Origin of the sequence: Vibrio alfacsensis, assembly GCF_019670485.1 — a bacterium.
Lineage (GTDB): Bacteria > Pseudomonadota > Gammaproteobacteria > Enterobacterales > Vibrionaceae > Vibrio > Vibrio alfacsensis.
In genome coordinates, this window is the sequence record NZ_AP024165.1 from 173,996 (window position 1) to 188,461 (window position 14,466).

12 protein-coding genes are annotated in these 14,466 nt (G+C 44.4%); 8 read left to right on the forward strand and 4 right to left on the reverse strand.

From position 1 onward, the window contains the following. Nucleotide 1 precedes the first annotated feature (1 nt). From VA249_RS00805 to VA249_RS00815, 3 genes are all read right to left on the reverse strand, one after another. A complete protein-coding gene (locus VA249_RS00805) occupies nt 2-1,363 on the reverse strand; it encodes a MotA/TolQ/ExbB proton channel family protein (protein WP_221068492.1) in 1,362 nt (453 codons plus the stop codon). Nucleotides 1,364-1,366: 3 nt separating this feature from the next. Then, on the reverse strand, nt 1,367-2,131 hold the full coding sequence (locus VA249_RS00810; RefSeq protein WP_128811986.1) for a DUF3450 domain-containing protein: 765 nt from the start codon (nt 2,129-2,131) through the stop codon (nt 1,367-1,369). Nucleotides 2,132-2,204: 73 nt separating this feature from the next. Then, nucleotides 2,205-4,811: a TonB-dependent receptor plug domain-containing protein gene (locus VA249_RS00815; RefSeq protein WP_221068493.1), complete on the reverse strand. Its 2,607-nt coding sequence runs from the start codon at nt 4,809-4,811 to the stop codon at nt 2,205-2,207. Between the two features lie 816 nt (nt 4,812-5,627). Between VA249_RS00815 and VA249_RS00820 the strand changes: the two genes are divergently transcribed. The 8 genes from VA249_RS00820 (at nt 5,628) to VA249_RS00855 (ending at nt 13,671) form a co-directional block, all read left to right on the forward strand. After that, entirely contained in the window at nt 5,628-6,653 is a 1,026-nt protein-coding gene (locus VA249_RS00820; RefSeq protein WP_221068494.1) for an ABC transporter permease subunit, read from the forward strand. 1 nt (nt 6,654) lies between these two features. Further along, the gene (locus VA249_RS00825; RefSeq protein WP_221068495.1) at nt 6,655-7,698 is read left to right on the forward strand and encodes an ABC transporter permease; all 1,044 of its coding nucleotides are present in this window, start codon (nt 6,655-6,657) and stop codon (nt 7,696-7,698) included. Nucleotides 7,699-7,790: 92 nt separating this feature from the next. After that, nucleotides 7,791-9,620, forward strand: a complete 1,830-nt coding sequence (locus tag VA249_RS00830; RefSeq protein WP_221068496.1) for an extracellular solute-binding protein — start codon at nt 7,791-7,793, stop codon at nt 9,618-9,620. Between the two features lie 9 nt (nt 9,621-9,629). Then, complete coding sequence (locus VA249_RS00835; RefSeq protein WP_221068497.1) at nt 9,630-10,487, forward strand: ABC transporter ATP-binding protein; 858 nt, start codon at nt 9,630-9,632, stop codon at nt 10,485-10,487. Nucleotides 10,488-10,523: 36 nt separating this feature from the next. Then, complete coding sequence (locus VA249_RS00840; protein ID WP_128811974.1) at nt 10,524-11,363, forward strand: ABC transporter ATP-binding protein; 840 nt, start codon at nt 10,524-10,526, stop codon at nt 11,361-11,363. A 150-nt stretch (nt 11,364-11,513) separates the two neighbouring features. Then, nucleotides 11,514-11,939, forward strand: a complete 426-nt coding sequence (locus VA249_RS00845) for a phosphate-starvation-inducible protein PsiE (RefSeq protein ID WP_221068498.1) — start codon at nt 11,514-11,516, stop codon at nt 11,937-11,939. A 166-nt stretch (nt 11,940-12,105) separates the two neighbouring features. Beyond that, nucleotides 12,106-12,477, forward strand: coding sequence for a hypothetical protein (locus VA249_RS00850; RefSeq protein ID WP_221068499.1), 372 nt, complete (start codon nt 12,106-12,108; stop codon nt 12,475-12,477). A gap of 198 nt (nt 12,478-12,675) precedes the next feature. Next, entirely contained in the window at nt 12,676-13,671 is a 996-nt protein-coding gene (locus tag VA249_RS00855; RefSeq protein WP_221068500.1) for a DMT family transporter, read from the forward strand. Between the two features lie 175 nt (nt 13,672-13,846). Here the strand turns inward: VA249_RS00855 and VA249_RS00860 are convergent, their stop codons facing one another. Beyond that, nucleotides 13,847-14,251, reverse strand: a complete 405-nt coding sequence (locus VA249_RS00860; protein ID WP_221068501.1) for a YgiW/YdeI family stress tolerance OB fold protein — start codon at nt 14,249-14,251, stop codon at nt 13,847-13,849. Nucleotides 14,252-14,466 lie beyond the last annotated feature (215 nt).

The window sequence follows — 14,466 nt, forward strand, 5'->3', positions numbered from 1 at the left end:
CTTAGCTTTCGGCTTTATGCAGTTTTTCCTGATAGCGAGCGATGAAGCCTGCACTCTGTTCTTCAAGAGTTTGAACCAAACGACGACCTTTACTGTGTACGATTGTGTACAGGAACAGCAGAGGAATTGCGACAACCAGACCAAGCATCGTAGTAACAAGTGCTTCTGAGATACCGCCAGCCATTAGCTTCGGATCACCTGTACCAAATAGTGTGATTGCTTGGAACGTACCGATCATACCCATAACTGTACCTAGTAGACCTAGAAGTGGCGCTACAGAAGCAAACAGTTTGATTGAGCTGATAAAGCGTTCGATGCTCGGTGCGTTACGTAGGATGATTTCGTCCAGTTTAGCTTCAAGATCTTCAAGGTTATCACCTTTGTGTTCTTGGTAAGCTTGGATAACTTCACCCAGAGGGTTGCCAGGAATAACCGTGTCTGATTTAGCCTGCTTACGCATTTTGCCACCGATAACCAATAGGCGTAGGTAACAAACGAGAGCAATCAATGCACCAACGGCACCCATCGCGAGGATAACGTAACCAACGATACCACCTTGGTCAATACGCTCCTGAACGGTAGGGCTTTGTACTAGTAGAGATAGAATCACACCACGAGATGGGTCAATAAATAGTGGTTCGTATGTGCCATCTGCTGCTTCAAAACCGCCGACTAGGCGAGTGATGTTTTTGGCTGGTTGACGTGACAGCTCTTCGAACTTACCCGTCTGAGGGACGTAAGTGACGTATTTGCCATCTGCGATTGCGTTAAACTCGCCAACAAGTGTTACGTCTTGAACAGCTTCTTTACCCTCACCGTATACAACGGTTGCTTGAGTTGTGGTTGTCTCACCTGAAGCAACAACTTGCTGCAGGATAGTGTGCCAGAACGCTTCAAGCTCTTGTGTTGATGGCAGCTCTTTACTTTCGGCTAACTTTGATAGCAAAGCGTCACGCTCAGGGAATTGCACGGCATTTTGTGATGCAGCAAAAAGACCTTTGAATTCACCTGCATATTGGCGAACCACGCCAAACATTTCACCTAACGTACCTGAACGAACGCGAAGTGTTTCAGTCAGGTCGGTTAGCTGTTTGTCGTTTTCATCAAACGTGGCTTTTAGCTCATCACCAAGTGCTTGTTGAGCGGCAAGTTCTGCACGAGCTTTTTCAAGTAGCGCAGCTTGTTGATCGCGGTTGTTTTTGAACTCAGCTTCACGAGCTTTGTTTTCTTTTGATTCAACAATACTTTCTGATTTTACGTTTTTCAGTAGTTCAGATAAGTTCTTAGGGGTTTCTGCTTGCACACCAGAAACCATGAATAAACTCGCTAGCAAACCAGCGGCTAGAGTTTTGAATCCTTTCATTTCTTATTCCTCCCCAGCAAATACAGGCAGTTTGATCAGCGCTGGTGGCGCTTGTTTCTTAGCGATACGAAGGCCTTGCTGTACAGCGATACGGTAGTTTTCAGGTAGCGATTCCCACTGACGGGTTTGTTGATTCCACATGCCTGTTTCACCACCATCCGGAGATTGGAATAGAAGCGCAGTACGACCAATACGTAGGAAGTCGTAAGTCACGGTCTCACCGTTACGCTCTAGGCTAGCTTTGTAAGATTCAATTGAGCGAGAGAAGCCTTCTTCGATTTGGTAGGCTTCCATTACTTTACGGAATTTTTCTGAAGTCGTAACGTCTGCACGATCCATGAGATCACGAAGTTCTACCACACGTTTGTTACGTTCTTCTTTTTGGAATGGAAGGTCTAAAGTAACGAATTCATCGAGGGCATCGATCATTTTCAACGTTAGAGGCACCACCTCTGTCGCGGTTTGATCGATTTGAGCAATCTGGTTGTTCAGTGAATCCAGTTCACCTTGCTGAGATTGAACCATACGGTTGATTTGCTCATTGTAAACTTTCATGCTGTCGATTTGACGCAGTAGGCCTTTGTATTCAGCCAACATGGTCTCTGCACTTTCAGCATAGTTGTCGATTTTTTGTTGTGAAGCCTGTGAGGACTTCGTGGTTTTTGCTTGGTTAGCGACGACCGTACCAGAGTCGGCAGCCATTGCTGCGCTACTTACTGATAAAATCGCGGCAGTAACTGCACTTACGCCAAATTCCTTTAACGTCATAGTTGCATCCTTGTCAGTGTATAAAAGTCAGTCGAATAGGGCGCAGGAAAAGCTCCTGCGCCAAAGTTTTTAATTAAAAGTTTTGAGAGTAGTTCACGAAGAATACTCGGCCTTGAATGCTGTACAGCTCATCGTTGTAAGTAACGCCATCTGCTTCAAATGCTGGATCTTCGTCAGTTAGGTTACGCACACCTGCTGTTAGTTTTGCATCCCAAGGAGCCATGTAGTTGTAGGCTACGTTGAATGTGGTGTAGCTTGGAATCTTACCGGTCTTGTTGTAGTTCTTATCGACGTCTTGCGCTTGTGACGCAATGTAGTCTGCAGATACATAGATGTCATGGTCGCTCAGGATATTGAAGCCAACACCAGTCTGGAAGCGGTACTCAGGTAGACCATTGCGGCCAACTTTGTTGTTTGTTGGGCCACCTACGTATTCAGGGCTGCTGTAATCAAGAACATAAGAACCCATGAAGTCGTAACGTACAGTAGTTACATCAAAGTCGTATAGGTAGTTCACTTTCAGATCGAGACCTGATGTTTCAAGGTCACCAATGTTTGATAGTGGAACGATAGCGCTAGTGATGTTACCTGTGCTGCCACCTTCACGAGTGATGTTCGGGTTTGATTGACCGCTGCTACGCTCTTGGTCGATCATACTCTGTAGGGTGTTCATTACGATGGTGTCTTCAATGCGAATGTTGTAGTAATCCACAGTTAGACCCAGATCTTCGATTGGAGAGTAGCTCACACCAAAGTTAAATGATGTTGACGTTTCTGCATCAAGATCTTCATTTGACGTACGTGTCGTTGTGTACTGTTTCTCTGGACACTCTGCATCAGAAATGCCATTTGCTTCACAGTAGACGTAGTCTTTTGCGTAGTCATTTGATTCACTGTCCGCGCCATAAAGGTTTGATAGAGATGGTGCGCGGAAGCCCATGCCCGCACCTGCGCGGAACATTAGGTTATCAAGTGGTTGGTAACGGAAAGACGCTTTTGGCGAAACTGCGCCACCGAAATCACTGTAGTGGTCATAACGGACGGCGACGTTCATTTCTAGCTCATCGGTAAAGGCAACCAAAGATTCAGCGAAGAATGCGTATGTCTCACGATCACCTGCTGCTGAGTTACCAGCACTACCAATGATGTTGCCTGCTTCACTTTGTGAATCGTATTGGTCAAAGTAATCGTAGGTGGTCATCTCAGCACCCACATACAAAGGAATGGTGATATCACCGACTTCAGCAACGTCGAACTGCAGTCCGCCGTTAAACTGGTGCATTTCCATTTGTGATTCACGTGCTGTCGTTGCCGCAAGATCGGCCGTTGCATCCGCACTGAACTCACCATTTACAAACTCACCCGAGTTCGCTAATGATTCCGCAGGGTTACGTAGAACGTAGCCTGTACCACGCTCATTACTGTTTGAGTAGTTCAAGTGGTAACCTGCTTCCCAAATCACTTCACCGAAACCGTCAGTGTAGAAAGAACCATCTAGGCCTGCTTTCATGTCTGCTTGGAAGTCAGTTACTGTCGTATCACGAGTGCCAACACCTGTGAATCGGTAGTAAATACTTGCAGGGCCTTTTGTTTTATCTAAGCCATTCTCATCGAAAAATGCTTCGCCACCGGTCGTCGTAGGGTCGATTTCAAAGTAACCCGCAGCAGGAGCAAAGCGACCAAAACTTTCGTTACGGCTCAATAGCATTTGTGCGTTGAATGTCGTGGTATCGGTTAGGAAAATGTTACCGTTAACGAAAACTGTATTACGCTCAAGAGAGGCGGTTTGCGCAGCTTCTGCGGTGTAGTCGTAACCACACATTGGGCCTAAGCCTGGGTATTCAGTGATGCCGACAAAGCCTTTTGATGGGTCACACTTTGCATCGGTTTCATAGCCAGCAATCGGTTTTAGTGCGCCATTATGATAAATGTTTCGGCCGTAGATACTGACACCAGACATATCAAAGTAGTTGTCAGAACCGGTATTCTTTGAGCTTAGGTAGTCACGATCACGCAGGTAGATTTCATCTTTAGAGTCGTGTTCAAAAGAGAAATAGATATTGCCTTTTTCGCCTGATGTACCCGTTACGATAGAGAAGTTCTGCTCGTCGCCGCCATCTTGTGATGGAACACCTGCACCAACCGTTACGTTGATGCCATCAAATTCGTCTTTAAGGATAACGTTGACTACACCAGCAACCGCGTCAGAACCGTATACCGCAGAGCCGCCGTCAGCCATGACTTCAACTCGTTCAACGATTGCCGCTGGAATTACGTTCAAGTTTGCTGCGCCGCCACCCATGGTTGCAGAACCTGGCAGACGCTTACCGTTAATCAGAACCAGTGTACGAGATGCACCTAGACCACGTAGAGACATGGTTGCTTGGCTCTGCCACGAGTTACCAGAACTCTCACTGTATGAACCAAAAGAGTTAAATGAAGATTTACGTAGTACATCAGCAATAGAAATATCGCCCGCGCGTTCGATTTCTGCACGACCAATAACTGCAACTGGAGTGCTTCCTTCCATAGATGCACGCGTTAGACGCGAACCAGTAACTTTCATTTTTTGCAGTTTTTCGACTTGTTGCTCTTCTGCCTGTGCTGCCATTGGGGCCACTGCTACTGTTCCCAAAGCTAGACTAATCGCAACAGACAAAGCGGTTGTGTTTTTATACATCCTTGTTGCTCCGTTTCTTATTATTCCCTGCGTCGGTCAATCTCCGACCTTTGTAACGTTAAATTTTCGTTAACGCTTGTCCCATGTATACCTGAGATGAAAAAAGGAAGTCAAACCAGTGGTAAAAGGAGATAAGCAAATGTAAAAAAGATGTAAAAATCTAAAGGTGACATAAATCGCAGAATATTTCCTTGTAATACACTTATAAAGCGAGATTAAATTTTAAAAAAACACCGTATTTTGTGTTTCTTATAAAGATTAACGACTTATTTTGGTTATGGTTTCTAAGTGGGGTAATGAAACTGATTTACCTATCTTTACTAGATGATAATTCTGCGGTGTGTGAATTGTTAAATAATAGTGCGATGTCTGTTGAGGCATTGTTGGTATCAAAATATGAGACCCGTTGTCGGGACAGGGCTCATTTGTATTATTGAGTCAAATAATTCCGAACAAACTTGTGTAATTATTCTATGAAATTGCGTTTTTATGTAGGTTGAGGGTGTTAATCTGCTTAGGTTGATATTCTGTATGAATTGTTTTTGTGGTTTTTTATAATTTTTTACAAAAACATTTCAGTTTTTCGAGGTCAGCAGAAGTTTGTCATGTTTTGAAGCCAAACACTTGAAGCGGCATAAGATTCAAGATAAATATGAGCCTGACATTATTGCAGTAGTGTAAAAAACTAGTTATTGAAACTCAGGGAGTGTGTTTCAACAGTCTTAGTTACTACGGTATAGAAAAGCCCCATTTTTAGGCTGGCACTTCCTTATTGAAGCCACCTTGAATGGACAGTAGACAAGGAGCAAGTTGTATATGCTGTCGTACTTTTTACGCCGATTGGCGTTGGTCATACCAACGTTTCTCGGGATCACCATTCTTATTTTTGCCATTACTCGTTTTGTACCTGGCGGCCCAGTTGAGCGCATGCTATCTCAAATGCAAGCGCAAGGAGATGGCGCAGCTTCAATGACGTCTGCTGGTGGGAATACCGCACTTTCTGACGAGCAAATCGCAGAGCTCAATGCATTTTATGGTTTAGACAAGCCTGTGGTTGAGGCTTACGTGGATTGGTTGACTCGACTTGTTCAATTAGACCTCGGTGAGTCTACTCGTTACTACGAACCCGTCTCCGATATGATTGCAGAGCGCCTGCCAGTCTCTCTTTTCTATGGGGGGATGACGTTCTTCATCAGTTATTTCATCTCAATCCCTCTCGGTTACTATAAAGCGCTTAAGCATGGCTCTGTGTTTGATTCTACCTCTTCTATTCTTATCTTTGTCGGCTATGCGCTACCAGGTTATGTGGTCGGTGTCCTGTTAATTACTTTATTTAGTTATCACTTAGAATGGTTCCCTATGGGGGGCTTTGTTGGTGATGATTTTGATGATTACGAGACATTCTTTGAGCGAGCACAAGATGTGATGTGGCACGCGGTGCTGCCGTTGATTTGTTACCTCATTGGTGATTTTGCAACGTTAACGATGACGATGAAGAATAACCTGATGGAAAACTTATCGTCAGATTATATTCGTACCGCAATTGCGAAAGGTCTTCCATTTAAGAAAGCAGTACGCAAACACGCACTTCGTAATAGCTTAATCCCAATTGCCTCGCACTTCGGTAACTCCTTACTGTTCTTTATGACGGGCGCATTTCTTATTGAAGTTATCTTTAATATTGATGGTATTGGCCTGCTTGGCTACGAATCTATCATGGAGCGTGATTATCCAGTCGTCATGGGCATCGTAGCGATCAATGCCGTATTGCTGCTTATCGGCAACATCATCTCCGATGTTTGTGTTGCTTTAGTCGACCCACGTGTGAAGTTTGGAGCGTAATATGATTAAAGTTAGCCCGTTAACTCAAAAGAAGATCCGTCACTTTAAAGAAATCAAACGCGGTTATTGGTCATTTTTGATTTTGACCACCATGTTAGTTTTATCTCTTTTTGCAGAACTACTGATTAATAGCAAAGCATTAGTCGTTAAATACGACGACAGCTATTACTTTCCGGTGGTGAGTGATGTCCGTTTAGGCAGTGAATTTGGCCAAGCGTCTTCAAGTGAAGCGAATTATCGAGAATTGCAAAAAGTGTTCGAAGCGGAAGGGGGGGATAACTTCGTTATCTTGCCAATCGTTCCTTGGAACCCTTATGAACAAGACTTCAGTGGTGATTTTCCACCGACCGCGCCAAATGCCGAGAATAAGCACTATTTGGGAACGGATGTGATCGGTCGAGATATTTTAGCTCGTCTTGTTTACGGTTTCCGAACGGCAATGGGTTTTGCATTGATAACGATGGCCGTGTCGTATGCAATCGGTACTGCAGTAGGTTGTGCGATGGGCTTTTGGGGCGGCAAGTTCGATCTGTTTGTTCAACGCTTGATTGAAATTTGGTCTATGGTGCCATTTTTGTACGTCATCATGATCTTAGTCTCTATCGTACACCCCACCTTTACTTTGTTTGTTGCGATTAACGTATTGTTTGGTTGGATGGGGATGACTTGGTATATGCGGACCATGACCTATAAAGAATCTGCTCGTGAATACGTTATGGCTGCTCGTGCGTTAGGAGCATCGACCGGACGTATTTTGTTTAATCACATTTTACCTAATACCATGGTTATGATCGTGACGTTGGCGCCATTTACTATTGCGGCAAACATCACTGCGCTAACGGCTCTAGACTACCTTGGCCTTGGCTTGATGCCGCCAACACCAAGTTGGGGTGAGCTGTTGCAACAGGGTAAGTCGAATTTGGACTCTCCATGGATTGTTGCATCCGTTGTTAGCTCGATTGTTTTGGTTTTGGTCATGGTGACTTTCATTGGCGAAGCTATCCGAGCGGCATTCGACCCGAAAAAATTCACACGTTATGTTTGATTCCGTTGGTTGAGCAATGATGCTTTACTGTAAAGGCTTAACGGCAATGGTTTGACTAGCACAGTGAGAAGAACATAAAAAAGGGAAGTTTTATGAACAAATTATTTTTAGCACCGATGCTGAGTGCTTTGAGTTTTGGCGTGATGTCAGCAACGCTACCGACAGACTTAAATTGGCAAACGAATTGGGATGAGCCCCTATTTGCCTCAGAAGACGCCAAGTTTGGTGGCACTTATCGAACCTACGTAAATAGCTTTCCACAAACATTACGCAGCGTAGGTCCAGATTCAAACTCAGGGTTTCGTGGGTGGTTTGCTGATGATGTGCCAAACCTTGTCAGTTTACACCCAGATACATTGGAGTGGATTCCGGATCTTGCCAACGAATGGGCGTTTGGTTCTGATAACAAAACCGTTTATTTCAAATTGAATCCTAAAGCTCAATGGTCTGACGGCAAGCCTGTGACCGCTGACGACTTTGTGTTCATGCTTAAGTTCTATCGTTCTAAAGATATCGTGGCACCTTGGTACAATGACTACTACACCAAGGTGATTGGGGATGTCGTAAAATATGACGACCATACACTGGCCTTTATTTCTGCGACAGAAAAAAACCAAGAAGATCTTTTGTATACCCTTGGATCTCTTACCCCTCGTCCTGCTCATTTCTATGCCAACCCATCGAAAGATGAGAATGGCGATGGTATCGACGATAATTTTGTTCGCAAGTATAACTTTAAGAGTGAACCGACCACGTTTGCTTATTACCTAGATAAAGTGAAAAAAGGTAAGAGCGTTACGTTTAAACACGTGGGTGAAGATTGGTGGGGCTATTCAAATTCCTACTACAAAAATCGTTATAACGTAGAGAAAGTTCGTTTTACTGTCATTCGTGATGCAGATATTGCGATGAAGCACTTTGAGAAAGGTAAACTGGACTCATTTGGATTGATCATGCCGACATTGTGGCACGACAAGAGTCAGTCTGCGCCGTATCAAAAAGGCTATATCAATAAATTCTGGGGCTATAACCAATATCCAGAGGGGGCCGGTGGCCTTTGGCTCAATACCGCTAAGCCAATGTTGGGCGATATCAATGTTCGTAAAGGCATTACGTTGGCCAGTGACTTTGACGGTATGATCGAGAAACTCACTCGAGGTGATTACGTTCGCAAACCAAACCCGCTTGGCGTTGGTCGTGGGGAATATGATTTGACCGATGTTGAAGCACCTACGTTTGAACCTGAAAAAGCCGTGGAGTATTTCGTTAAAGCTGGTTTTGATAAGGTCGGCGAAGACGGCATTCGTATGAATGAAAAAGGTCAGCGTTTGAGCTTTGCTATTACTTACAGTTTCCCGACGCACACCCCTCGAATGTCTTACTTGAAAGAGCAAGCTAAGCTAGCGGGCTTAGAGTACACACTGAACCTCGTGGATGGGTCTTCTGCCTTTAAATACATCTTGAATAAAAAGCATGAAGTGGCATTTTTGACCATGGGTACGGCAGAAGTCCCTGCTTATTGGGAGTATTTCCACTCATTTAATGCGAATAAACCGCAGCCAAATAATCACACGAATTATAGCTCACCTGAGCTTGACGAGTTGATTATGGCGTTTAAAGGGGAATTCGACCTTGATAAAAAACGGGCACTTTCGCGCCAAATCCAATCTAAAGTTATCGACGCCTCTGTCATCGTTCCGGGTTATATGGTGCCATATACTCGAGAAGGACATTGGCGCTGGATGCAATATCCTGAGAGTCCAATGACAAAGCGTTCAGCGTCTTTATTCCCAAACTCTTTTTCGCCTGGTCTAGGTGTGTTCTGGCTTGACGAAGACATGAAAAAAGCAACTCAAAAAGCGATGAAATCAGGCAAAGCGTTTGACCCAGTTATTGCTGTTGATGACAGATACAAGCTGTAAGGATGTGTTATGGAAAACGATGTAATCCTAAGCGTTAAAGATTTAGAAGTAGAATTCATCACTGACGATGGCCCGGTAAAAGTGTTGCATGGTGTGAACTTTGACGTTCGCGCTGGTCGTACGCTTGGTCTAGTTGGTGAATCAGGCAGTGGTAAGAGCGTGACATCGATGTCGATCATGGGGCTGTTGCCTAAGCCGTACGGCAATATCGTCAACGGTGAAGTTAATTATCGAGGTACCAACCTTGTTACGCTTCCAGCGGCAGAAATGTATGCCATGCGCGGCGACCGCATCTCTATTATCTTCCAAGACCCGATGACGGCACTGAACCCTGTACACTCTATTGGTCGTCAGCTCTGTGAAGTGTTAGAGCTGCATCGCCCAGAATTGGGTAAAAAAGACCGTGAAGCTTACGCCATCGAAATGCTGGCGAAAGTGAAAATTCCAATGCCAGAGAAACGCTTGAATGAATATCCGCACAACTTGTCTGGCGGTATGCGTCAGCGTGTGATGATTGCGATGGCATTGGCATGTAAACCCGACATTCTTATCTGTGATGAGCCTACGACGGCGTTGGATGTTACGGTACAGGCGTCTATTCTTGAGTTAATGAATGAGCTTCAAGAAGAAACTGGCATGGCGATGATCTTCATTACTCACGATCTTGGTGTTGTTGCCGAAGTGTGTGATGACGTGGCCGTGATGTACGGCGGTCGCATTGTTGAAAAGGCCGAGATTTTCGAGCTATTCGATAATCCACAGCACCCGTACACCGAGCGTTTGATGGGCTTGATGCCAAGTTTAGACAATGAACCTAAGCAGATGATCGACATTAAACCGATCGATGCCAGTATGTTTGCTAGCTAACTGGTGCAAAGTGAACAAGTCATAAAAGAGGATGTTATGGCAAAAGAAGTATTAAGAATTGAAAATCTTAAGCAGCACTTTGTATCTGGAAAGGGGCTGTTTAAGAAAGGTTATACGATTAAGGCGGTAGATGGTGTATCGCTGTCGGTCAGTGAGGGAGAAACGCTTGGTCTCGTGGGTGAGTCTGGTTGCGGGAAAAGTACCTTAGGTCGCACAATTTTAAAGTTGTATGAGCCGACAGAGGGGCAAATTTTCTTTGAGGGAAAAGACATCACCAAGTTATCCGTCAAGGGCATGCGTCCACTGCGTAAAGATATGCAGATTGTCTTTCAAGATCCAATGGAGTCGCTCAATCAGCGCCATACGATCGGCATGATTCTCGAAGAACCATTTGTGATTCACAAGATTGGTACACCGGCAGAGCGCAAGCAGTGGGTAAAAGAACTGCTGGTCAAAGTCGGTTTGCCAGAAACGGCCGTTAACCGTTATCCGCATGAATTTTCTGGTGGTCAGCGCCAGCGTATTGGTATTGCTCGAGCGATTGCCCTTAAGCCTAAACTGCTGATTTGTGATGAGTCGGTGTCAGCGTTGGACGTATCAGTTCAGGCGCAAATCCTAAACTTGTTATTGCAACTGCAGCAAGAGATGAATCTAGCAATCATCTTTATCTCCCATGACTTATCAGTGGTGAAGCATGTGTCTGATAAAGTGGCAGTGATGTATTTTGGCAAAGTGGTAGAGGCGGGTAATGCGAGAGAAATTTACGCAAACCCTCAAAACGATTACACCAAGAAGCTTCTGTCTGCGATTCCGATCACGCACCCTAAGTATCGTAAGAAAAAACGCGTGGCAGAAAAAAAGCAGCAAGTGGCGTAACGCCACCAAGTAAATAACGTTTTATCTAAATAGAAACGCTCCGCATCATTCGGAGCGTTTTTGATCTTAGCTTCCGCGTCAGTATTCATCGAACTCAACTTCACGTGCTACAATCGAAGTTTACTCCCTGATTTGTTTGGATAGTTTGCAATGCCGTCCCATTTACCTAAATCATTCAGTCGTCCATTTCTGAAAATATTTCATCTGCTTGAAGCCGTACTTTTGGTTGCCATTACGCTGGCCACGGTGTGGGCGATGGTGGAAGAGTTTATCCACATTTATGTGCAAAAGCGTGTTGCACTCGATGACATCCTATTGATGTTCATTTATTTGGAAGTGTTCGCTATGGTCGGACAGTTTGTGATGAACGGTAAGATACCGGTTCGATACCCGATCTACATCGCCATGATGGCCATTGCTCGCTACATTACGCTTGGTATGAAAGAGCTCGACTCTGTCATGATAGTGTGGCTCTCGTTAGCGGCGTTTATTCTGGCTGCTGCAACCTTGGTTATCCGAGTCGGTCATCATTATTGGCCGTATATCGATAATCAAACCGCTGAAAAAGATGAATAATGTTAAACCTCGCCCTGAGTGAGGCTTCGTTTTTATGTGGCGTGAAATCACAATTAAATGGCTTGGGGGTAAAAAAGTGTAAAGTCATCTCAAGCCATCTTGTTTCTTGCCTGATTGATGAGTATCTTCACACTAACCTTTTTCACCCGTTTGATGAGATATTGTGATGCGAGCGAAAAGCACATCGACAATTTATTTTCTGCTGAGTGTCTTGATTGCATTTGTGCTTTCAAGCGGTATTGCTCGCGCAGAAATACCATCAACGGTGAATCACACCACGACGACTGAGTCTTTGCATATCAGCTATTGCGATTTGACCTTTAGCGCCGCAACACAGGATGAGCCGGGTTGTTGCGAACCGGGCGGAACATGCTTTGAAAAGCAGTGTTGTTCTCATGGTCATGCATCGGGTAGCGCAGTAGTAGAAACTCACCTGCGATCTTATGAAGCTCCGTACAGAGATGAACTGGCGGTAAGCAAAACTGTGCTCTACAACAGTGCAGACATGCACTCTCACTATCGTCCTCCGATAGCTTAATTCCTATCTCGCAGCATCTCGCTGCCAACAATGTTACTGCACGTAATGTCGTGCGAATTTGTTACGCGTGTAAATAGCTCTCTATTTGCACCATCCTGTGATGGGAATGAAAAATGAAAACCAAACTAATTGCTCGTACTGAGCACCTTGCCGCGCGCCTGCTAAACCTTGTTAACACTCGACAAGCGGGAGGCCATCATGACGTATAAACACCTACCAATCATATTGTTTGTATCTGTGTGCTTGATTTGGGGTACTACTTGGTTTGCGATGGAGGTGGCTGTGCAAACTATTCCGCCCATCTTTGCGACCGGACTGCGCTTTCTGATCGCTGCCCCATTATTAATCATGCTTGCTCATCATCTTAAACAGCCGCTCTTTTTCCCTAAAGGAAAAATGTTTTGGATGTTCGTTGTCGCGGTCTTCTATTTCGCGATACCGTTTACCTTGATGATTTTTGGAGAGCAATACATTTCATCGGGTCTTGCTTCGATCATCTTTGCCAATATGCCCATTGCGGTCATGGTGACCTCGAGCTTGTTTCTTGGACTCCGGTTACGTAAATCTCAGATTGCTGGACTTTTGGTTGCAGTGCTCAGTTTAATTCTGATTTTAGTGAAAGAAATGAGTTTAGGTGGAGAGGATTATATATTCGGTTTTCTCGCTTTAGGTGGCGCAGTCATTATGCATGCGGTGATGTATGTATTTGTTGAGAAGTTCTGTAAAGGCATTCCGGTGCTTACATACAACGCCTTTCCAAGTTTTGTTGCCTCAGCGCTGCTGTTTATTACCTCATTGATTGTCGAGCAGCCAGACATTTCTCAGTTCTCGATGGATTCGATTACCGCTGTGATTTATCTCGGTATGTTTGCCAGTGTCGGCGGCATTGTGGCCTATTTTAAGTTGGGGCAAGTTTCGACGCCGTTTACAGCATCGATCTGCTTTCTCTTTTTCCCATTGATTGCGCTAAGCCTATCAACATGGATTGCAGGCAACAGCCTGTCGTTGGTATCTGGTGCCCTTTTACTGCCATTACTGGGCGGTATTTTTGTGACCAAAGCGGAACCTCATTTCTGGCAACGCTTTCGAGTGAAATCTCAAGAGAGGGAAATAATGGTATGTGAACATTGTATGAAGAAACTCAATGCTTATAGCCGAGTATGTATTCAGCACATTGGTGGTAATATTAAATAGTTTAGAGACTTGCCAATAAGAGAACCCACCGGTGACGATTTTCGGTTCACTCCTATTTGAGGGATAAGTAAATGGGCATCTGAATTGGCCAACAGATGCAGACTCATAAAATGAAGCCCTAAACCGCACTGGATTTAGGGCTTCATTAGGTTATTTGAATCAGCTAGGAAAATACTTAACGCTTGTTAAGAATTCGAACCCAATCCACATCGACGGCATTTGCACTGTCATTTTTTTCAATTTCACCGACAATTTTCACTTTGTCGTTTGGCGTGACATTTTGTCCGTCCCACTCGTCATCATCAATCTTAATGGTCATGTTCCCTGTTTTATCTGCAAAGGTGTACTGCTCGTGGCCTAACGACATGGTGATATGGCCGATAAGAGTGACTTTGTTACCATCAACTAACCAATCTGCGTTCATGACATCTTCGACAGTATTCAGCGTATCGTTTTGAGTTGGGCCGTCAAATCCACCGCTAGTGGCTAACATGCCTTGTTGATCAATGGTGTTCTCTGAAGCTAGGACAGAAGCAGACAGCACTAAACTGCTGATGAGTATGGTGATTATTTTTTTCATTGGATGTCCTTTGGTTTTTCGGGAAATAGGAAGTTCTTCGAGTTGCCTCTTTCTCTTTAACTCTAATACTTATCAATGAAAAAGCGATACCTAACTAAGCAATCTTATTTTAACACTTTGAATATTAAGGGATAGGTAAAGAAAAATAAGGGGGGCGGCCAACACTATTGTTTTGGAGTTATGCCAATGTTTAAAGTGAAAGCAAACGTTACCTT

Coding starts and splice junctions, on each gene's coding strand:
- VA249_RS00845 (WP_221068498.1), top strand. CDS start 11,514: ATGCCGTCCCATTTACCTAAATCATTCAGTCGTCCATTTCTGAAAATA.
- VA249_RS00815 (WP_221068493.1), bottom strand. CDS start 4,811: ATGTATAAAAACACAACCGCTTTGTCTGTTGCGATTAGTCTAGCTTTG.
- VA249_RS00820 (WP_221068494.1), top strand. CDS start 5,628: ATGCTGTCGTACTTTTTACGCCGATTGGCGTTGGTCATACCAACGTTT.
- VA249_RS00810 (WP_128811986.1), bottom strand. CDS start 2,131: ATGACGTTAAAGGAATTTGGCGTAAGTGCAGTTACTGCCGCGATTTTA.
- VA249_RS00805 (WP_221068492.1), bottom strand. CDS start 1,363: ATGAAAGGATTCAAAACTCTAGCCGCTGGTTTGCTAGCGAGTTTATTC.
- VA249_RS00855 (WP_221068500.1), top strand. CDS start 12,676: ATGACGTATAAACACCTACCAATCATATTGTTTGTATCTGTGTGCTTG.
- VA249_RS00825 (WP_221068495.1), top strand. CDS start 6,655: ATGATTAAAGTTAGCCCGTTAACTCAAAAGAAGATCCGTCACTTTAAA.
- VA249_RS00860 (WP_221068501.1), bottom strand. CDS start 14,251: ATGAAAAAAATAATCACCATACTCATCAGCAGTTTAGTGCTGTCTGCT.
- VA249_RS00850 (WP_221068499.1), top strand. CDS start 12,106: ATGCGAGCGAAAAGCACATCGACAATTTATTTTCTGCTGAGTGTCTTG.
- VA249_RS00835 (WP_221068497.1), top strand. CDS start 9,630: ATGGAAAACGATGTAATCCTAAGCGTTAAAGATTTAGAAGTAGAATTC.
- VA249_RS00840 (WP_128811974.1), top strand. CDS start 10,524: ATGGCAAAAGAAGTATTAAGAATTGAAAATCTTAAGCAGCACTTTGTA.
- VA249_RS00830 (WP_221068496.1), top strand. CDS start 7,791: ATGAACAAATTATTTTTAGCACCGATGCTGAGTGCTTTGAGTTTTGGC.